Below are 19,179 nucleotides of genomic sequence, written 5' to 3' on the forward strand. Positions count from 1 at the left end.
AGTCCAAAAGAGTACAGACAATTACTGGATCTTATTTAAATAACAGGTCCAAGAAATTGTCCGCACCTCCGTCTTTTTGCTACAACGCTGATGGCTATAAGTGTATCGATTAACTCTTCATCAACATGATCAATAGGACTGGCACAATCTCTTATTTTAGTCATTTTCATAACCTCGCTTTCTGATTGGCTTTTGCCTTTCTAACTTTCTAAGGGGTTTAGAAAGATGAGATTCCGGTTTTTTTGAACTTTTTTTTAAATTCTTTTCGATGGTGGATTTTCATCTTTCTCCTTACTAAGGGGAAGCGAGATGTAAAATTCCAGCTTTTCGCAAAAAAAAAAAACCTGTTTTATTCCTATATGTATATAAGGATAGGAAATAAAGCAGGTTTTTAAATTTTTGAATTTAACCCGGAATTTGTGTCGTAGAAACACCTTAGTAAGTTAGGGAAGGTATAACTTCTACTTTTTAACGAAAGGAGGTTCATAAAATGGATTCACATAAAATACATATAATACAAGATTTAGATTCTAATACTGTTAATAAAGATAGGACAGCTCAACTCGTAGTTTATATCTATTCCATATATTCAGGTGATATTACTGCTAATTTTGATGATGCTAGGCGATACAGTAGATTTGCTGTAGAGCAAGGCGTGATACCAATAGCACCTCATTTATTATTTCCTGTATTTATGGATGAAAAGACAGAGCGAGATATCGCGATGTATATGGATGAAGTGCTCATTAGTAGAGTTGATGAACTATGGGTGTTTGGTAATGAATTGTCATCTGGTATGAAGGTGGAAGTTGAAGCTGCTAAGAAGTTAAAGAAGCCAATTCGATATTTTAACAAACAATGCAAGAAACAAATATCAAGATTTAAGGAGTGAGCTTAAATGAAATTTACTATTTATACAGCAAACTGCATAGGTAATACTTCAAACAACGATTATCCAAATAGAGTAGATATCAAGTCACCTGAATCATTACAGAAGGCAGTCAAAAAAGATCATGCGTGCGCAGTTTATAAGAATAACCGTAGAAATAATGATAAATACATTTCTTCTGGTGTGCTTGTAATGGATATTGATAACGATAAAATCAATAATCCTGATGCTTTCATAACAGAAGAAAAGATGGATGAATTATTTCCTGATATTAGTTATTGCTTAGTGCCAAGCCACCATTACATGAAAAATAAAGGAAATTACTCTTAGTACCAAGATATCATGTGATGTTTCCTATTGAAACAATTACAAATGCAAGCCTCTATGCTAAAACGAAAGCCTCATTATTTAACAATTATCCTTTCTTTGATGACAAGTTTATCTTTGAATTCAAATCTGGCATGACTATTGAACTTAAGAGATAAATGAACAGGAACAATGATACGGACATCTTGTAGCAATGCAGTTTTTTTGTCATTCTTAGATAATTCACAAGGTGGAACTATGCCAAAATTGAATTTATCAACCAAACAGTTTATAATGTAATAAGATGAGGTGCGTTTTAGACATGGAGGATTAAGATGAAAACATCCGATATGATTAAAGAATTATGTAATAAAAAGAATATAAGCGTTTCGGAACTTGCCTGACGGATAGGTCAGACTCCACAGAACTTTGGTAAGAAACTGAAACGAGATACTGTGACTCTTGAGGAGTTGAAACAGATAGCTGATGTCATGGGTGTTACCTTTGAGCAATCATTTATCTTCCCGGATGGAGAACAGATAAAAACAAGTAATGAGTGAGGCAAATCATGGCATACGAAAAGAAAAGTATTAGAGCAATAATAGATGATGTAAATAGTAGAAGAGTCTACCTTCCTGCTATTCAAAGAAAATATGTGTGGGGAAATTCACAGATTACAAGATTAATGGATTCTATCATGCTTGGATATCCTATTGGAACTTTTCTTTTTTGGAAAGTTAAGAAGACTATTGTGAACCAAAAAGAGTATTCAATGTATGAATTTATAAAAAATTACCATGAACGAGATATGTATAAGAATCCGGCTGCACCACAGCCGTTCCCGGTTGGTAGTGAAGATGAAACAATCTGGGCAGTTTTGGATGGCCAACAGAGATTGACTTCTCTATACATAGCTTTGCAAGGAAGTATGAGCAGAAAACTTCCAAACAAAAGATGGAAGAATGATGATGCATTTCCTAAGAAAGAACTGTACTTTGATTTACACAGTGAAAAAACTGATGATGAGGACATTTCTTATGAGTTCAGATTTTTAACAGCAGAAGAGGCTGCAAAGAATAAGGACGATAAGCTTTGGTATTTGGTAAAAGATATCCTTAAGTATTCAGCTGAAGATTTATTAACAGAGGTCATCATTCCTAATGGATGGGCAACCGATAAGGTTGCAACAAAGAATATTTCTCTTTTGCATACAAGACTGGTTACTGATGAAATCATCAACTACTTTGAAGTAGAAAAAGATTCAATAGACAGTGTATTGGATATTTTCGTCAGAGTGAATTCTGGTGGAACCGTTCTTTCAAAGAGTGACTTGTTATTCTCTACTATTGTTTCTCATTGGGATAAGGCAAGGGATGAAATTGATAAGTTGCTTTCTGAAATAAATAAGAAAGGCGAAGGATTCAAATTTTCTAATGACTTTATAATGCGTACCTGTTTGTATCTTTTAGATATGTCCGTAGCATTAAAAGTAGAAACATTCAAAAAAGACAGTGTACTAAAAATCAAAGATAACTGGGACTCAATCCGAAAAGCTATCAAGGATACAGTTGATTTGTTAAATGAGTTCGGATTTAATTCGGAGAACATGATTTCTTATGTGGCTGTTTCTCCTATGGTTTACTACAGATACAAAGGTGGTAATTTTGATTCGAGCAGTAAATCTGAATTAAGAAAATATATTGTAATCGCACAGGTAAGACAGATTTTTGGTGCTTCGTCTAACTCTGCACTAACAAGTATACGAGAGGCATTGAAGGTAGCGCCATCTAATTCATTTAGTATGAAAAATCTAAATGGGGTTAGATTCCCAGGTGACAGAACTCTTAGATATACTGCGGATGAGATTGATGCAATGTTTGACACATATGAGATTGGTGCCTACACATTTATGTTGCTATCTCTTCTGTATCCAAATTTGAAATATAGTCAGAAGGGATTCCATCAAGATCATATGCATCCGTATACAGGATTTGAAGAAGGAAAGATTAAAGACTTAGTGTTGCCGGACGGAACAGTGATTGATGATGATACTAAAGAAGATTGGCGTAGAAGAAGGAATACATTAGCAAACCTTCAATTGTTGGAAGGTAGAGAGAATGAATCCAAGAATGCGACACCACTTGTCGATTGGTTGAAGGTTACTGAGAATAGTGAAAATGCTAAGTACCTTCCTAGTGATGTTTCATACGAACTATCTAATTTTGAAGAGTTTATGGAGAAACGTCAGGAATTGATGAGTAAAGCATTAAAGGATATTCTTTTATAGAGATTCGCAAAATTTATAAGGACACTTATAAGGAGGTAAATCATGACTGATATAAAGAAAAACGATAGATGTGGAAAAATGAAATTGTTTGTGATTGGAAGTGCATTGACTTTAGTCGGCTTTATCATTGTTCCACCGCTTATCAAAAAGTATGGAAACAAAGTTTATAAGAAATCATTAGATACAGATGATATTGATTTCGATGATATGGGACCAGAGATTGTTCCATTTGAGGAAGAAACTAAGGAGGAATAATAGTGGCAGGAATAGATGCAGAAAAGATTGCACAGGAAGCAATTAATGTAATAGCAGAGAAAATCAAGAACCTAAACACACTTAATATAATAGTTGCTGGTAAAACTGGTGTCGGTAAGAGTACATTGATCAATTCTGTATTCAAGGAGAAACTTGCTGACACTGGAATGGGTAAGCCAGTAACATCGCATATGCGAAAAATCACAAAAAAAGATGTGCCACTTGCAATCTATGATACGAGAGGGTTCGAACTTGGAAAAGAAGTTCAGGCAGAAGTAAAGCAAGAAGTAATGGATACAATCAGTAAAGGGCTTGCTACTCAAGATATAAATAAGGCTATTCACTGTATTTGGTATTGTATTAATACTGCCTCAAATAGAATTGAGCCAGAAGAAATTGAATGGTTAAGAGAACTCTCAATGGAGAACCAAATCACACAAATTCCGATTATCGTTGTGCTTACACAATCATTTTCAAAGAAAAAAGCACAAGAAATGAGACAAGTCTTATTGAATGAAAACTTGGATATTATCCAGATAATCCCTGTGCTTGCAGAAGATTATGAGATTGAAGATTTAGGCGTTGCTAAAGCACACGGATTAGATGTGTTAATAAAGGTAATGGGAGAGGCTCTCCCAGATGAGTTGATTGACACACTTCAACATGTTCAGATTGCATGTTTAGAAGAAAAAAAGCGCCGTGCACAGGCAGCAGTAGCAACAGCATCAGTTGCAGCGACAGGTGAAGGAGCTGCACCTATTCCGTTTTCTGACTGTGCATTACTGATTCCTACTCAAGTAGGTATGATAGCTTCAATTACAGTAATATTTGGTTTTGATGTAAATAAGAGCATTATCACAGCATTGTTGTCATCGTCAATTGGTGCGGGCGGTGCAACTTTGTTAGGAAAGACTGTAGTTACTAACTTGTTGAAATTCATACCAGGCGCAGGAACTGTGGTTGGTGGTGTAATATCTGCAGGAACAGCTGGAGCTATTACAGCGGCACTAGGTGAGGCATACATAGGAATTATGGAATTGGTTTTCAAAGGAGACATGAGCATTGATGATCTTGGTAGTAAAAAGGGAAAAGAAACAATGTCAACTCTCTTTAAGACACAATTGAAATTACAGAAATAAAGCTGAAATGAGTTATTGCCCTGTTCGATGAATAGTGCAACTCAAGGTTCTCACAAGCTCGATATCACTGGTATTTTAGGAAAAAGTGCGTTCTACCATTCACTTGTACAATAGGGGATTGAGTACGTTTTTCGTTGAACAACCGAGCTACGTTGAGACAGTAGTCTAGATGTCTAGTCAAGAGAAATAAATAGCGAAAAGTAGCATATTTCTTATATTGAAATATATCTACTTTAAAAAAGTCAGATGGTTTTAGACTGTGATTTAGATGTTATGGGAGACAGAGATACATCTGAACTGTCCAGTTGACTTCTAAGAATGGGAAGTTTTACTATCTACCAGAATAACAAACAGCCCTCCTAGCTATGATAGCTAGGAGGGTTTCGTGCAGTTATGCAATATTCTTAATAAATGATTGCATCATCAACTGTGAATTCGTCAAGTGAGTTTTCTTTCACTTGAATGCATATATAAGTGATACTTGAATTACTTGCAGCAAAGAATTGACGCTTTGCTGCAGGGCTGATTTTTAACCAGTCACCTGCAGTAATTTCAACAGTATCTCCATCAATGATAGCAGTTCCTTTTCCAGCAATAATTCCATAGATTTCTTCATTATTTCTATGAGAATGAACGAAAGGAACACCTGCACCAGCAGGAAGAAAATTAATACTTACTTCAGCACCAGTTAAAGAAAGTGCTTCATGAAGTTCTGTACGACTTTCATTACCAACATTGGTTTTTGTATAGTTTGACATTTGAATTACCTCCGTTTTTATTAGCAACCTTCTTGCTTGAGTATAGTATAATCATTTATACACTCTAAAAAAAGTACGCACCTTTTTGTAACTGTACATAATAAAATGAATATACTATAATATTTTTGAAATGAGGTGACTGCATATGAATACAAAAAAGGAGCTTCCAGAATGTCCTGTCGCAACATCAGTGTCTTTAATTGGTGGTAAATGGAAGCTATTAATAATAAGAAATTTAAAAAGTCGTCCATGGAGATTCAACGAACTTCAGAGAGATTTAGATGGAATTTCTCAAAAAGTACTAACTGATAGTCTGAGGCAGATGATAGATGATGGCCTTGTTTATAGAAATGATTATCATGAGAATCCACCAAGAGTTGATTATGGACTGACTGATCTTGGAAAAGAGATGATGCCAATTATTGATGCATTGGCAGATTTCGGAAATTATTATAAAACAATTGTTGATTAAGCCTAAGACTCCTTATCACTGAATTTAGTTCGAGTGATGAGGAGTTTTTTTACACTTATCTTTAAATATTGACCTACATTTTTATTTTATCCTTCACAAACGCTTTTTCTCTTTCCTTTTTTACATATAACAGCAAAAAAAGTGTTACAAATAATATGAATTGTTTTCAAGTCAATGAACTAAAAAGAACAGATCTACACAAAGCTTATTGTGAAATAGACTGGGAATGGTAGTCGGATTGACTGGGTATGAGAAGAAAATCAAAAAAGAGACTATCATTTGCGATAAGTCTCTCTTTGTTTCTTTCTTCAAAAGATGAAAATTACTTAGGGCTATATACCTTTTTTAGGAAAAATCACAGAATTATTTTCATATTTTGCTTCAAAAGTTGCCTGGATAGAAAGCTTCATAAATAGTTTTCTGTCTACATCGCTGACCATAACCGATGTATGAGCCTGACATCCTTTTAGATTAGGAAGCTGTTCCAATGCTTTCTGAGCATTTGGATCAGAAGCTGCGCTAACAGATAATGCAATCAATACTTCGTCCATATGCAAACGTGGGTTTTTACTTCCAAGATACTGTGTTTTTAAAGTCTGGATTGGTTCAATTGCTGCAGGTGAGATGACTGGCTGACTGTGTGGAATACCAGCAAGCTCTTTGAGTGCATTTAAAAGGAGTGCTGCGCAAGGACCAAGGAGGTCTGTAGTCTTACCTGTGATCATGCGGCCGTCTGCAAGCTCTAATGCAGCAGCAGGAGCTTCTGTTTCTTCTGCACGAGAAAGAGCCATGTCAACAACTGGACGATCGTGGACCGTAATACCAGCCTGGTTCATAAGCATCTCGATTTTATATACTTCTTCTTCGGAACATTCGCCAGCAAGAGCGCGTCTTCTTGCATCGTAGTAGCGACGGATGATTTCCTGACAAGAAGCATCCCTACATGCGGCATCATCACATATACAATTTCCGGCCATGTTAACTCCCATGTCTGTAGGAGACTTATAAGGGCTTTGTCCATAAATGCGCTGGAACATTGCATTGAGTACTGGGAAGATTTCTACATCACGGTTATAGTTGACTGTAGTCTTTCCGTAAGCTTCTAGGTGGAAAGGATCAATCATATTTACATCATTCAGGTCTGCAGTTGCAGCTTCATATGCAAGGTTAACTGGGTGCTTCACTGGGATATTCCAAATCGGAAATGTTTCGAATTTAGCATAGCCGGCGCAGATGCCTCTTTTATGCTCATGGTAGAGCTGGGAAAGACAGACTGCCATTTTACCACTTCCAGGTCCAGGTGCAGTAACAACAATGAGTGGACGAGATGTTTCGATAAACTCATTCTTTCCATAACCTTCATCACTGACAATATGTGGAATATTAGAAGGGTAGCCTTCAATCGGATAATGAAGATATACCTTAATGCCAAGCTTCTCTAATTTGTTTTTAAATAAGGAAGCGCTCTGCTGTCCGCTGTACTTTGTAATAACGACACTTCCTACAAACAGACCATGTTCTTCAAAAATAGACATCAAACGAAGGACATCTACATCATAAGTGATGCCAAGATCTCCACGTACTTTATTCTTTTCGATATCTTCTGCACTGATAACAATCACAATCTCGGCCTGGTCGCTAAGCTGCATTAACATGCGCATCTTAGAATCCGGCTGAAATCCTGGGAGTACACGAGATGCATGGAAGTCATCAAATAATTTTCCACCAAACTCTAGGTAGAGCTTGTTGTCAAATTGAGCAATGCGTTCGCGAATATGAGCAGACTGCATCTGCAAATATTTTTCATTATCAAATCCTATGTTCATCATTCTATCCTCTTTCCTATAATCTTATGTTTAAACAGTTCATTCTATATTGAACCTACATTTAAAACTACCGTCTAACAATATACTACGGAATATGGGAAGTTTACAATCTTTTTATAATCTTTTTTGTGCTACTTGTTTAATACTAAAATTGTATTTGAATCTCAAAAAACCACAGGTTGTAATTCTACTCCGGCCTATAATCTGATATGAAAATGAGAAGCACAAACTGCTTTTTACAATACTGAAACAATCATGCAAGAAGTATACACATTGTACAAAAAATGCTTATCTCATTGGTAAAGATGCATATTCAAAAAGAGAATATTATCGCTTTTGTATTATAAGTATTGATAGTCCACCAATATAAGATTTAAAATATAAACAGTTACATATCAAGCGCAATGATTATAGAAGAACGATGAGGTCATATTATGGAAAATACTATAAAAACAAATAACGATGAAATAAAAGTAAGAGACGAATCAGGAAGTATATCTGAAGTAACAGAAGAACTTCTATTAGATGCAAGATCATCTCTTGAAAGCAAGAAAACTATAAGTGTTCCTATTGGGAAACTATCATCTTTAGGTGCAGGTGTTTCTTCACTTATTCCTGCACTGCATACAGTTACGACAACTACTACTTTTTCAACTGATAAATTATATAGAATCGCAAATCAAGCAACGGGAGATACCTTGAAAATGGCTAAGGATGGAACTGCCTGGGGTGCTATGAAGACACAGGCAGGAAAATCTAAAATGGCTAAATTAGCTGAAGCGGGTCCTCTTTCTGCTACATCTCAAGCTGTAGTTCCAATAGATCCTGCTACTATGATGATGGCAGTCGCTTTATATTCTATTGAGAAAGAACTTGGAGAGATTGCGAAAACACAAAAACAAATATTGTCGTTTATGGAATTCCAAGATGAGGCAGATATTGAAGGTGATCTTGAAACAGTCAATGAACTTCTTACTAATTATAAGTACAACTGGGATAATGAAATGTATGTTTCAAATAGTCATAAGATGGTTATGGATATAAAAAGAACTGCGAGAAGTCATATGCTATCACATCAAAAACAGATAACTGAATGTCTTTCTTCAAAGAAACTATTAGTAGGACAAGAACAAGTCAAAGAATCTTTATATGACTTAGAGAAAAAATTTAAGTATTATAGACTTTCTTTATACACATATTCACTATCATCTATGATGGAAATCATGCTTGGTGGTAATTATAAAGAAGAGTATATTGCAGGTATTAGAGATGAGATTACAGAACTTTCAGAAAAATATAGAAGTCTATTTAACGAAAGCTCACTTTATATTGAAAAACTTGGAGATAATTCTGTTGAATTTAATGTCGTAAATAGCTTAGGTATAGCAGGAAAAGCAGTTGGTAAAATGATTGGTAGCATCCCATTTATTAGCGAAGGACCTGTAGATGAATTGCTTCAAGAGGGTGGAAGCCAGTTAAAGAAAACTGCCAAAGAAATGAAGATGGATGCTGTTCATCAATTTTCATCATTAAGTAATTCAGGTACACATGTATTTGTTGATAAAATGGAAGATATGATTCAGATTTATAATCATACTGAAGAAATCTGTTTTGATGATAAAGAGATTCTTTTGGTTGTAAATTAAATAATCAAACAAAGACACCATTAGGGTGCTTTGATTATGAAGTATATACTAGATAAGTATAAAGAAATGATACAATTCAGGCTTTCTTTCAAGATTAACATGATATCACTTTGGTTTCTCTATATAATACTCATTGAGGTGAAAAAGTATGAAACTAATTAAAAACATTCAAGTCTATGCACCAGAAGACTTAGGTGTCAAAGACATATTGATTTCAGATTCTAAAATAGAAAAGATAGATGATCATATCACATATCCTTATTCTATTGAAACAATTGATGGGACAGGTTGTGTCCTTACACCAGGTCTTATTGATCGTCATGTACATATCACAGGTGGTGGGGGAGAAGCAGGCTTTATTTCTCGTGCTAGACCTATTGAAGTCACAGAAATACTAGATGCAGGTATTACTACTGTCATTGGATTATTAGGTACAGATGGCTATACAAGAAACACAAAAGAATTATTCGCTAAGGCAAAAGAATTGACTCAAAAAGGTGTCCATACCTATATTCTAACAGGAAGTTATACATATCCTACATATACGCTTACTGATTCAGTAGAAGATGATATTGTATTTATTGATAGTATTCTAGGTGTTAAGCTTGCATTAAGTGATCATAGATCAAGTCATATTACTGATGATGAACTTGTTCGTTTAGCTTCTCAAATCCGTACAGCAAGTCTTATTGCTGGAAAACAGGCTAATTTAACACTTCATATGGGTGATGAAAAACAAGGATTAACTCCTGTATTTCATGCATTAGAAAGAGCTGATATTCCTGTTTCGTTATTCCAGCCTACACACTGTAGTCGTAATCCAAACTTATTTAAAGATGCACTCAAGTTTGCTGAAATGGGTGGTACAGTTGACTTAACATGTGATGGTGATGGCAAGACTCTAGAATTCATTAAACAGTTTAAGGATACTTCTAAAGTCACTATTTCTAGTGATGCACAAGGCTCATGGTCTACATATAATGAAGATGGATCTATCAAAGAAATTGGTATTACACCAGTCTCTAACTTAAAGAAAGAATTTATTTCTCTAAAGAATGCATTGGGATATGAAAAAGCTTTACCATTCTTTACTCAAAATGTTGCTCAAGTATTAGGCTTAAAAAATACAGGAGTTATTAAAGAAGGCTTTGATTGTGATTTAGTTGTATGGAAAGATGATGAAATCAAGCATATCATCACAAAGAAAGATTAATACTAGATAAAGGTTCTGATTTTGATAAATATCATTCAGAACCTTTTCATTTCTAAGAAATACTTAGAGGATACCATACTAATATAAAGAAATATGTTATATTCAGTCACTTATCAAGATGGTTATATTTAATCTGACTATTCTTATAAATACAGATGGTACCTCACACAATTGTGAATCATCCTTTTATGTCATGAAGTAAGATGAATTTCACCTTCTTATAGTATAATAAGAGTTCAATATAAGATGCTGAATGTATGGCTTTTTCTGATATGCTATAATATAAAAGCAGAGGATCTTATAGATGAAATGGGAGATTTTATTCTAAAAAAACATATCACAGTAATTACCAAGGCGGATTACTTTGTAAATCAGCCTTTTATGTTATAATGGATTTGAAAGGATGAGACATATGAATAATATAAAAGAGAGAATCAAGATATTCTCAGGTGCGAAGTTAAAATATATTGCATTTGCCTCAATGCTGATTGATCATTTCAATAAAGCTATTATCTATCCTAATCTGGATGGTGGTATTTTAAATAGAATAAGTGATCTATTTGATATTTTAGGAAGAATTGCTTTTCCAATATTTATCTTTCTTCTTATAGAAGGATACTTTCATACAAGAAACAAATATTAATACTTAGGAACTCTTCTTCTATTTGGTATCATCTCTGAAGTCCCATTTGATATGTGTACATCAGCTGTGTTCTTTGAACCCAACTGAAACAATATTATGTTTACACTGTCATTTGTACTTGCCATTATATGGATTATAGATGTATTAAAAGAGAAACTGAATAAACCATTATGGTATGTTGTATCCATCCTCATTGTCGCAGTTATGTGTTTTGTAGCTATGAATCTGGGATTAGATTATGAACATCATGCCGTACTTATTGGATATTTCATGTATATATTTCATGATAAATATATCTATTCTATACCATTTTGTTATGCGTCAATGTTTAAGGAACCCTGGGCATTACTTGGATTTGGTTTAAATCTCACTTATAACGGAGAAAGAGGGAGACAAAATAAGTTATTCAACTATTTCTTCTATCCAGTACATTTGCTTATTTTAGGAATAATAAGAAAGACTTTTCATATTTAGATACATCATCTAAAGTTCATAATAATTGTGTAGTATTAAATTATACAAAAAATATACTTGAAACGAGGTAAATACATATGATTATTGAAACACTCTTATCAAAAAGAGATCAATTACCCCTAGAACTCGCTATTATTGAACCAGAAGAAGAGGCTGTCGGTATTATTCAGTTAATACATGGTATGTCTGAACATAAAGAACGCTATTATGACTTTATGAATTATTTATCACAACAAGGCTATATTTGTGCTATTCATGATCATAGAGGACATGGTGCAAGTGTAAAAGATACATCACATTTAGGATATTTCTATACTAACGATATAACATATATTGTTGATGATGCTTATCTAGTTACAGAATATTTGAAAAATAGATATCCTACATTAAATATCTCTATATTTAGTCATAGTATGGGTACATTGGTTTCTAGAAACTATCTAAAAAAATATGAAAAGCATATTGAAAAGATTGTATTGTGTGGTCCACCTACAGAAAATAAGCTTGTTGATGTAGCATTATTTGCAGGAAAACTTACTGGATTATTTTATAAAGAACATAAACCTAATAAGATTCTGAATAAATTATCTGTAGGATACTACAACAAAGGCTATACAACTGAAAATGAATGGATCTGTTCTAACTTACAGACTGTGTTTGAATATAACACCGATCCTCTATGTGGGTTTACTTTTACTACAAGTGGCTTTATGAATCTTTTCCAGTTATTAAAATCGGCTTTCATCAAAGAAGATTGGAATCCACAAAACAGTTCTTTACCTATATTCTTAATTGCAGGTGTTGATGATCCAGTCATTCAAGGAAAAAAGAAATTTAATGAATTAGAAGAGTTTTTGAAAGAAGTAGGTTATGAAAATATCAAGAGTAAACTGTACAAAGATAAAAGACATGAACTACTCAATGAAACAAATAAAGAAATAGTATATAAAGATGTTCTAGACTTTTTCTATGCTAATTAATACAGGAGGTAATATATGGCTTTTGATTTTAAGAAAGAATATAAAGAATTCTACATGCCTAAAAATAAACCCATGATAGTCACTGTTCCCCGTGCTAACTATATTGCGGTAAGAGGACAAGGGGATCCAAACGAGGAAGGTGGGGATTATCAGAAGGCTATTAGTGTACTATATGCAGTCGCTTATACACTTAAGATGAGCTACAAAACAGATTATAAGATAGAAGGATTCTTTAAATATGTGGTTCCTCCACTAGAAGGTTTCTGGTGGCAGGATGGTATTGAAGGTATAGATTATGATGATAAATCTACTTTTAATTGGATTTCTGTCATTCGTTTACCAGACTTTATTACTAAAAAAGATTTTGAATGGGCAGTAGAAACTGCATCTATTAAGAAAAAGATAGATTGTTCTTGTGCAGAATTTCTTACTATAGAGGAGGGATTATGTGTACAGATGATGCATATTGGTCCTTTTGATGATGAACCGGTTTCTGTTGCACTTATGGATAAATATCTAGAAGAAAATGGATATATCAATGATCTTTCAAAAGAAAGATTACATCATGAAATATATCTTTCTGATGCAAGAAGAGTCGCACCAGAAAAATGGAAAACAGTTATTAGACATCCCATCAAGAAAGGAGTTAGACATGAATGAAAAAATAGGAGAAGTTTTCTCTATCACAAAAGATAACGAGCCTATACAAGGCTGTACCACTTCTAAAGCAGTAAATGATACACTCACTTATTTCTCACTCGCACGAAATACAGACATAAGTGCTGAAATATATCCTTACTATAAGATGATTTATGTCTTGAAAGGTCAGTTGGAAGTCTATGGAAATAATGGCTATACTAAAGTATTCAAAGCAAATGAAAGTTTTATTACATTCACTGATATACCTATGGGTATAAGAACTAAAGATGGTGTCATATATACAGAAACATTAATAAGGAGGATAGATTATATGAACGAAATGATTAAACCAGGAGAAGTATTTAAACTTGCAGAACTATTACCTTATTCAGAAGGTAAGATTATCAATATGGATATTGTACATAATGATAAGATGAAATTTGTAGTAATGGCATTTGATGAAGGAACTGGACTTACTGAACATGCAGCACCAGGAGAAGCTATCATCTTCGCATTAGATGGCGAAGGTATCATCAGTTATGAGGGTAAAGACCATGTCATTAAAGCAGGAGAAAACTTCTGTTTTGCGAAGGGTGGCATGCACGCAGTCAAAGCATCTAAACGTTTCAAGATGGCATTACTTCTTACATTAGAACAATGATCATATTACCTAGAACGAGATTCAATTGTAGTCTCGTTTTTTACTTTTTCATATTTCTTGAAATAGTTTCATTTAGTATGGAACTTTGGAATAGAAGCATTACCTTATTCTTACTTGATAGGCTGGATTGCCATGTTATTAGTGGAAGCACCTCTCATGATTCGTATATATAAGAAAAAATAGAAATAATTAGGGTGATAGGGTAATCCTGTCGCTTTTACTATATAATGGAGTAAAGGAGGAGATTTTTATGTCAATACAAGAAAAAGCTGAATTAATTATCAAGGATATAAAGAAAGAAAAAGGAAATAACCCTATACAGATATTTAAAAGAATTGCAGATCATGATTATATCAATATTCATGGACCAGAACATCATATTTTAGATGGAGCATGTTTACTCGTTGCATTTAAAAATGCAGGCGGTGAAATTGATTTAGATGATGCATTAAATAAAATTATGATAGAAGGATTGAGAATGCCTGGTGCTATGTGTGGTTTATGGGGCGTATGCGGTGCAGTCACATCTCTAGGTGCTGCACTGTCTATTATTGATCATACAGGACCTTTATCGCTAGATGGTACCTGGGGAGACCATATGGAATTTACTTCAAACGCATTAAAGAACTTGGGTGAAATCAATGGGCCTAGATGTTGTAAAAGAGACGCAATGATTTCATTTAAGAATGCGATTGATTATATCAATGCGCATTATGATGTTACTTTAGAATATGAACATCCATCTTGTCACTATTCAAAACTAAATAAGCAATGTATAAAGGAGAGATGTCCTTTTCATGAGTAAAAAGAAAGTCGCATTCATTTGTGTTCATAATTCCTGTAGAAGTCAGATAGCTGAGGCATTAGGTCATTATCTGGCATCTGATGTATTTGAAAGTTATTCTGCAGGCACAGAAACAAAATCAGTTATAAATCATGATGCTGTTCGTATAATGAAACAGATGTACGGAATAGATATGGAAGAAGCGCAATACTCTAAACTTATAAATGATATTCCAAAACCTGACATTGCGATTTCTATGGGATGCAATGTAGGATGTCCTTTCATAGGAAGACCTTTTGATGATAACTGGGGTTTAGAAGATCCTACAGGTAAAAGCGATGAAGAATTTGTGTATATTATCAAAGAAATTGAAAGTAAAATATTAGATTTAACGGATAATTTAAAGAACTAGTAGGATTTATTATGAGAATTATTTCTCGCTTATTCTTATTGATTGCAGTTATTCTATTTAGTCATATACTATAAGGAGACGTACTTATGGATAAAATCAAAAAGAACTGGGTCTATTATTTCATTATTTTCATTACTTTCTATCTAATTCCAATATTAATTCAAGATACAGGAAGTGGCATGTTTATTTTACTCATTGTCATTCCTCTTATAACACTGATTACTTCTATTATTTATGGATTAAGAAATGTATTTGATTTCATCTATCCTCTTATTGTCGCAATTCTGTTCATTCCTACATTATTCATCTATTATAATATTTCTGCCTGGGTGTATATTATCGCATATTCTCTCATTGCACTCATAGGAGAAATATTAGGAAAAACACTTCAAAAGAAATAATAATACTCTTGCACTAAAGTTCACTTTAGCCTTTAAGATGTATTTATATGAAAGGAAAAGGTATTATGAGTAAAAAAGTCGTTGTATTATCAACAAGTCTAAGAAATAATAGTAATTCAGAATTACTTGCGAAAAGTTTTGTAGAAGGAGCAAAAGAATCTGGAAATGAGGTAGAATATATCACATTAAAGAATAAAGATATTCGTTTCTGTATTGGATGTCTTGCATGTCAAAAAACTGGACATTGTGTTATTAAAGATGATGTTGCTGATATTATGAATAGTGTGATCAATGCAGATGTTGTTGTATGGGCTACACCTATCTATTATTATGAAATGAGTGGACAGATGAAAACTCTTATTGATCGTCTCAATCCAATGTATTCAAAAGATTATAAGTTCAGAGATGTCTATCTTCTTGCGACAGCTGCAGAAGAAGGAGACAAAGTCTTTGAAAAAATCATTACTGGACTAAATGGATGGATTGACTGCTTTGAAAAGACATCTATTAAAGGTACTGTACTTTGTGGTGGTGTATCTAGTGGTGGAGATATATCTAGTAATGATAAGCTTAAAGAAGCCTATAATCTAGGTTCTCATGTATAAGGCAGACATTGTGATATTTGATTATGCAATTGCTGCACCTTTTATCTTACCTGCTGGTACAGATGCAATTATTAAATGAACACTTGCGAAATGGACAGGTCTTGCCTTTAAGATTCCTCGTACTTCATTAGAAGAATGTAAGAGTAGAGATGAATTAAAACAAACAGGCATATATTTCTTATTTAGGAGAGATGAAGTGACCAATAAAGGTATTGTCTATATTAGTCAGGCAGGAGTGTGTAAGAATGGTGAAGGTATAAGACAATTAGATGAAGAATCATAAGCATGAACACATGATGTTCATGTTTTTTTGTTAGTTATAACTAATATACTAATTGTGATATCTATTTCATAGTGATATACTGAATCTGTAAGTTAGACTAAACTAACAAAGAGGTGATATCATGCGAATACTTATATATGGTGCAGGGGTAACTGGTTCTTTATATGCAGTTTTGTTGAAAGAAGCAGGGTATTATACAACTATTTATGCAAGAGGACATAGACTTGAAGCCCTTCAAAATCAAGGATTCCTTTATAAGAAAAATAATATAATCAAAAAAGTAGATATCAAGATCATTGACCACTTACAAGATAATGATATATATGATTTTATTTTTTTAACTGTTAGAGAAAATCAATTATATCAAGCACTTAAAGAATTAAAATCCAATAAAAGTAAAACTATCATTACTATGGTCAATACACTAGATAATTATGAAAAATGGGACTGTATTGTAGGAAAAGGAAAAATATTATCTGCTTTCCCGGGTGCTGGAGGCACTATCACAAATAATATACTTGATGCAGCACTTACTCCTAAAATTATACAACCCACTACTTTTTTTGAAATATCAGGAAAGAAAACAAAAAGAACAGAACAGCTCTCACAAATATTGAAATATGCGCATATACCTTACCAGCAGGTCAATAATATGCATATATGGCAGTTATGTCACCTTGGAATGGTTGTACCTCTTGCAGATGCTTATTATCAAACAGAAAATCCAAAATTTGTAGGACAAGATAAAGTGGTGATGAGAAAAACAGCTATTCAGCTTAAAAAGAATTTCAATACATTATATAAAAATCTCAATACCTTATCACCAGTTAAAATGCATATATTCCGCTATTTGCCAACATCCATACTCATATATATTTTGTCTCAAACTTTTAAAAGCAGTTTTGGTAAAAAATTTATGTATCAGCATGCAATTAAAGCACCAGATGAAATGAGAGAACTACATAAACAATTTTATTCTTATATTAAGAAATGGAGATTATGAATATGACAAATGAAGAATATAAACAACTATCAATCAAAGAATTTACTAAAGCAGCTGGGAGATATGAGGGAAATCATGCAGGTGTCTATGAAATGTGTAAGAAGGATTATCCAGATATTTTAAAGAATTAGAGAAAGAACCATTCATGAATCTACTAGATGCAGGATGTGGGCCAGCACCTATGATTTCTTTACTATCAGAAAAATATCCTGATAAGTATTATACTGGACTTGATCTTACACCTGCTATGATTGAACAGGCTAAAAAGAAGAATATTCCAAATGCAGTATTTGTAGTAGGGGATTGTGAGAATTTCCCTTTTGAGAAAAACTCATTTGATGCCATTATCTGTTCTATGAGCTTTCATCATTACCCTAATCCACAGGCATTTTTCAATAGTGTAAAAAGATGCTTACGTCCAAAGGGTAGATTAATACTTAGGGATGTCACAAGTGATAATAAATTTCTTGTATGGTTAATGAAGACATTTGAAATGCCTCTCGCAAACTTATGTGGTCATGGAGATTTCCAGGTTCCTACAAGAGATGTTGTATATAAATGTTGTAAAAAAGCAGGATTAAAAGTAGAGAAGTTTGAAATACGTAAAGGAATGCGTCTTCATTGTGTTGTAAGAAAAGAAGGCGATTCAAAATGAAAATAAATGTAAAAGGTGTAGCAGAAACAATGATCCAGACTCTTTATGCACGTGCTAAAGAAACAAGTCAAAAGAATCCTCAAATCAAAGATGAAATGGCTGTATCAATAGTCAAACAATTAGATTATGACTTTTCTCAAGCAGATCAAGATAAAACAATGCGTTCAGGTGTGATTGCAAGAACAATTGTATTAGATAAGATGGTAGAGGAATATTTAGATAAACATAAGAATACTATTGTGATTAATATTGCATGTGATCTTGATACAAGGTGTTATCGTATGAAAGGCATATATATAAGCTGGTATAATCTAGATTTACCTGAAACGATGAATATAAGAAAACAGTTTTTAACAGAAATAGGACCTATCTATCAAATCGCGAAGTCAGCTATGGATGAAACCTATACAAATACTATTCACAATGAAGGAGAAGACGTTCTAGTAATCATAGAAGGTTTGACTATGTATTTAACTGAAATTGATATTAAGAAGATCTTTTCTATTATCGAACATGCATTTTCAAATGTCACAATAATGGTTGAAGTGATGTCACCTTTTATGGTGAATCACATTAAAGACAAATCTATAGAAGGCAGTCGCGCAAAATTTACATGGGGTATAAAAATGGGAAAGAACTAGAAAAACTTCTTCCTACATTTTCTTTTCTTACTGAAGTGAGTCTTGTAGAAGGAATGAAGAAGTTAATGCCTATATATCATGTATTAGGTAAAATTCCTTTTGTTTATAATATTTCAAATAAAATAGTTGTTTTAAACAACCACAACTAGTATTAAGGAAATGATAGAAGTTATGAAATTACATACACGCTTAGATATAGATCAACGT

Annotated in this window: 23 protein-coding genes and 2 pseudogenes; 21 read left to right on the forward strand and 4 right to left on the reverse strand. The window is 33.4% G+C overall.

From position 1 onward, the window contains the following. Positions 1-35 precede the first annotated feature (35 nt). Positions 36-164: a hypothetical protein gene (locus tag ACFOZZ_RS05070; protein ID WP_376814850.1), complete on the reverse strand. Its 129-nt coding sequence runs from the start codon at positions 162-164 to the stop codon at positions 36-38. A 326-nt stretch (positions 165-490) separates the two neighbouring features. Between ACFOZZ_RS05070 and ACFOZZ_RS05075 the strand changes: the two genes are divergently transcribed. The 6 genes and pseudogenes from ACFOZZ_RS05075 (at position 491) to ACFOZZ_RS05100 (ending at position 4,876) form a co-directional block, all read left to right on the forward strand. Continuing rightward, the gene (locus ACFOZZ_RS05075) at positions 491-892 is read left to right on the forward strand and encodes a DUF4406 domain-containing protein (protein ID WP_376814851.1); all 402 of its coding nucleotides are present in this window, start codon (positions 491-493) and stop codon (positions 890-892) included. A gap of 6 nt (positions 893-898) precedes the next feature. After that, on the forward strand, positions 899-1,219 hold the full coding sequence (locus ACFOZZ_RS05080; protein ID WP_376814852.1) for a hypothetical protein: 321 nt from the start codon (positions 899-901) through the stop codon (positions 1,217-1,219). 311 nt (positions 1,220-1,530) lie between these two features. Continuing rightward, positions 1,531-1,755, forward strand: a pseudogene (locus ACFOZZ_RS05085) (helix-turn-helix domain-containing protein). An 8-nt stretch (positions 1,756-1,763) separates the two neighbouring features. Continuing rightward, positions 1,764-3,482 carry a DUF262 domain-containing protein gene (locus ACFOZZ_RS05090; protein ID WP_376814853.1) on the forward strand — a complete coding sequence of 573 codons (1,719 nt, stop codon included), beginning with the start codon at positions 1,764-1,766 and terminating at the stop codon, positions 3,480-3,482. Positions 3,483-3,524: 42 nt separating this feature from the next. Continuing rightward, the gene (locus ACFOZZ_RS05095) at positions 3,525-3,737 is read left to right on the forward strand and encodes a hypothetical protein (RefSeq protein WP_376814854.1); all 213 of its coding nucleotides are present in this window, start codon (positions 3,525-3,527) and stop codon (positions 3,735-3,737) included. Positions 3,738-3,739: 2 nt separating this feature from the next. After that, complete coding sequence (locus ACFOZZ_RS05100) at positions 3,740-4,876, forward strand: YcjF family protein (RefSeq protein ID WP_279148165.1); 1,137 nt, start codon at positions 3,740-3,742, stop codon at positions 4,874-4,876. 404 nt (positions 4,877-5,280) lie between these two features. Here the strand turns inward: ACFOZZ_RS05100 and ACFOZZ_RS05105 are convergent, their stop codons facing one another. Beyond that, positions 5,281-5,634 carry a cupin domain-containing protein gene (locus ACFOZZ_RS05105; protein WP_376814855.1) on the reverse strand — a complete coding sequence of 118 codons (354 nt, stop codon included), beginning with the start codon at positions 5,632-5,634 and terminating at the stop codon, positions 5,281-5,283. A gap of 145 nt (positions 5,635-5,779) precedes the next feature. Between ACFOZZ_RS05105 and ACFOZZ_RS05110 the strand changes: the two genes are divergently transcribed. Continuing rightward, positions 5,780-6,106: a winged helix-turn-helix transcriptional regulator gene (locus ACFOZZ_RS05110; RefSeq protein WP_376814856.1), complete on the forward strand. Its 327-nt coding sequence runs from the start codon at positions 5,780-5,782 to the stop codon at positions 6,104-6,106. A 332-nt stretch (positions 6,107-6,438) separates the two neighbouring features. Here the strand turns inward: ACFOZZ_RS05110 and ACFOZZ_RS05115 are convergent, their stop codons facing one another. Then, positions 6,439-7,935 (reverse strand): DUF1846 domain-containing protein, encoded by a 1,497-nt coding sequence (locus tag ACFOZZ_RS05115; protein WP_202980012.1) that lies wholly within the window; start codon positions 7,933-7,935, stop codon positions 6,439-6,441. A 431-nt stretch (positions 7,936-8,366) separates the two neighbouring features. Here ACFOZZ_RS05115 and ACFOZZ_RS05120 point away from each other — a divergent pair, with 431 nt between their 5' ends. The 10 genes and pseudogenes from ACFOZZ_RS05120 to ACFOZZ_RS05165 all read left to right on the forward strand — a co-directional run bounded on the left by ACFOZZ_RS05120 (position 8,367) and on the right by ACFOZZ_RS05165 (position 16,390). Continuing rightward, positions 8,367-9,578 carry a hypothetical protein gene (locus ACFOZZ_RS05120; RefSeq protein ID WP_376814857.1) on the forward strand — a complete coding sequence of 404 codons (1,212 nt, stop codon included), beginning with the start codon at positions 8,367-8,369 and terminating at the stop codon, positions 9,576-9,578. Between the two features lie 148 nt (positions 9,579-9,726). Then, positions 9,727-10,791 carry a beta-aspartyl-peptidase gene (gene iadA, locus ACFOZZ_RS05125; protein WP_376814858.1) on the forward strand — a complete coding sequence of 355 codons (1,065 nt, stop codon included), beginning with the start codon at positions 9,727-9,729 and terminating at the stop codon, positions 10,789-10,791. A 412-nt stretch (positions 10,792-11,203) separates the two neighbouring features. Continuing rightward, positions 11,204-11,908 (forward strand): annotated as a pseudogene (locus ACFOZZ_RS05130) (TraX family protein). Between the two features lie 77 nt (positions 11,909-11,985). Beyond that, positions 11,986-12,888: an alpha/beta fold hydrolase gene (locus ACFOZZ_RS05135; protein ID WP_376814859.1), complete on the forward strand. Its 903-nt coding sequence runs from the start codon at positions 11,986-11,988 to the stop codon at positions 12,886-12,888. Positions 12,889-12,903: 15 nt separating this feature from the next. Further along, positions 12,904-13,548, forward strand: a complete 645-nt coding sequence (locus tag ACFOZZ_RS05140) for a GyrI-like domain-containing protein (RefSeq protein WP_376814860.1) — start codon at positions 12,904-12,906, stop codon at positions 13,546-13,548. Further along, on the forward strand, positions 13,541-14,188 hold the full coding sequence (locus ACFOZZ_RS05145) for a cupin domain-containing protein (RefSeq protein ID WP_278780122.1): 648 nt from the start codon (positions 13,541-13,543) through the stop codon (positions 14,186-14,188). Before ACFOZZ_RS05140 ends, ACFOZZ_RS05145 begins: the two co-directional genes overlap by 8 nt. Before the next feature lie 250 nt (positions 14,189-14,438). Beyond that, complete coding sequence (locus ACFOZZ_RS05150; RefSeq protein WP_270467587.1) at positions 14,439-14,993, forward strand: DUF5714 domain-containing protein; 555 nt, start codon at positions 14,439-14,441, stop codon at positions 14,991-14,993. After that, entirely contained in the window at positions 14,986-15,384 is a 399-nt protein-coding gene (locus ACFOZZ_RS05155) for an arsenate reductase ArsC (protein ID WP_270467588.1), read from the forward strand. Before ACFOZZ_RS05150 ends, ACFOZZ_RS05155 begins: the two co-directional genes overlap by 8 nt. 86 nt (positions 15,385-15,470) lie before the next feature. Continuing rightward, positions 15,471-15,785 (forward strand): hypothetical protein, encoded by a 315-nt coding sequence (locus ACFOZZ_RS05160; protein ID WP_278780126.1) that lies wholly within the window; start codon positions 15,471-15,473, stop codon positions 15,783-15,785. A 65-nt stretch (positions 15,786-15,850) separates the two neighbouring features. Then, positions 15,851-16,390, forward strand: a complete 540-nt coding sequence (locus tag ACFOZZ_RS05165) for a flavodoxin family protein (protein ID WP_376814861.1) — start codon at positions 15,851-15,853, stop codon at positions 16,388-16,390. A 21-nt stretch (positions 16,391-16,411) separates the two neighbouring features. On the opposite strand, the gene ACFOZZ_RS05170 is transcribed toward ACFOZZ_RS05165, so the two are convergent. Further along, a complete protein-coding gene (locus tag ACFOZZ_RS05170) occupies positions 16,412-16,561 on the reverse strand; it encodes a hypothetical protein (protein WP_187114804.1) in 150 nt (49 codons plus the stop codon). A 233-nt stretch (positions 16,562-16,794) separates the two neighbouring features. Here ACFOZZ_RS05170 and ACFOZZ_RS05175 point away from each other — a divergent pair, with 233 nt between their 5' ends. Genes ACFOZZ_RS05175 through ACFOZZ_RS05190 form a run of 4 tightly spaced genes read left to right on the forward strand, consistent with a single transcriptional unit; the run spans position 16,795 to position 18,972 of the window. Then, positions 16,795-17,676 carry a ketopantoate reductase family protein gene (locus ACFOZZ_RS05175; protein ID WP_376814862.1) on the forward strand — a complete coding sequence of 294 codons (882 nt, stop codon included), beginning with the start codon at positions 16,795-16,797 and terminating at the stop codon, positions 17,674-17,676. Positions 17,677-17,678: 2 nt separating this feature from the next. After that, on the forward strand, positions 17,679-17,807 hold the full coding sequence (locus tag ACFOZZ_RS05180) for a hypothetical protein (RefSeq protein ID WP_278861394.1): 129 nt from the start codon (positions 17,679-17,681) through the stop codon (positions 17,805-17,807). A 14-nt stretch (positions 17,808-17,821) separates the two neighbouring features. Then, complete coding sequence (locus ACFOZZ_RS05185) at positions 17,822-18,331, forward strand: class I SAM-dependent methyltransferase (RefSeq protein WP_278861393.1); 510 nt, start codon at positions 17,822-17,824, stop codon at positions 18,329-18,331. Continuing rightward, a complete protein-coding gene (locus tag ACFOZZ_RS05190) occupies positions 18,328-18,972 on the forward strand; it encodes a class I SAM-dependent methyltransferase (RefSeq protein ID WP_278861392.1) in 645 nt (214 codons plus the stop codon). Before ACFOZZ_RS05185 ends, ACFOZZ_RS05190 begins: the two co-directional genes overlap by 4 nt. Positions 18,973-19,179 lie beyond the last annotated feature (207 nt).

This window comes from Catenibacterium sp. GCM10023432, from assembly GCF_042651925.1.
Lineage (GTDB): Bacteria > Bacillota_I > Bacilli_A > Erysipelotrichales > Coprobacillaceae > Catenibacterium > Catenibacterium mitsuoka.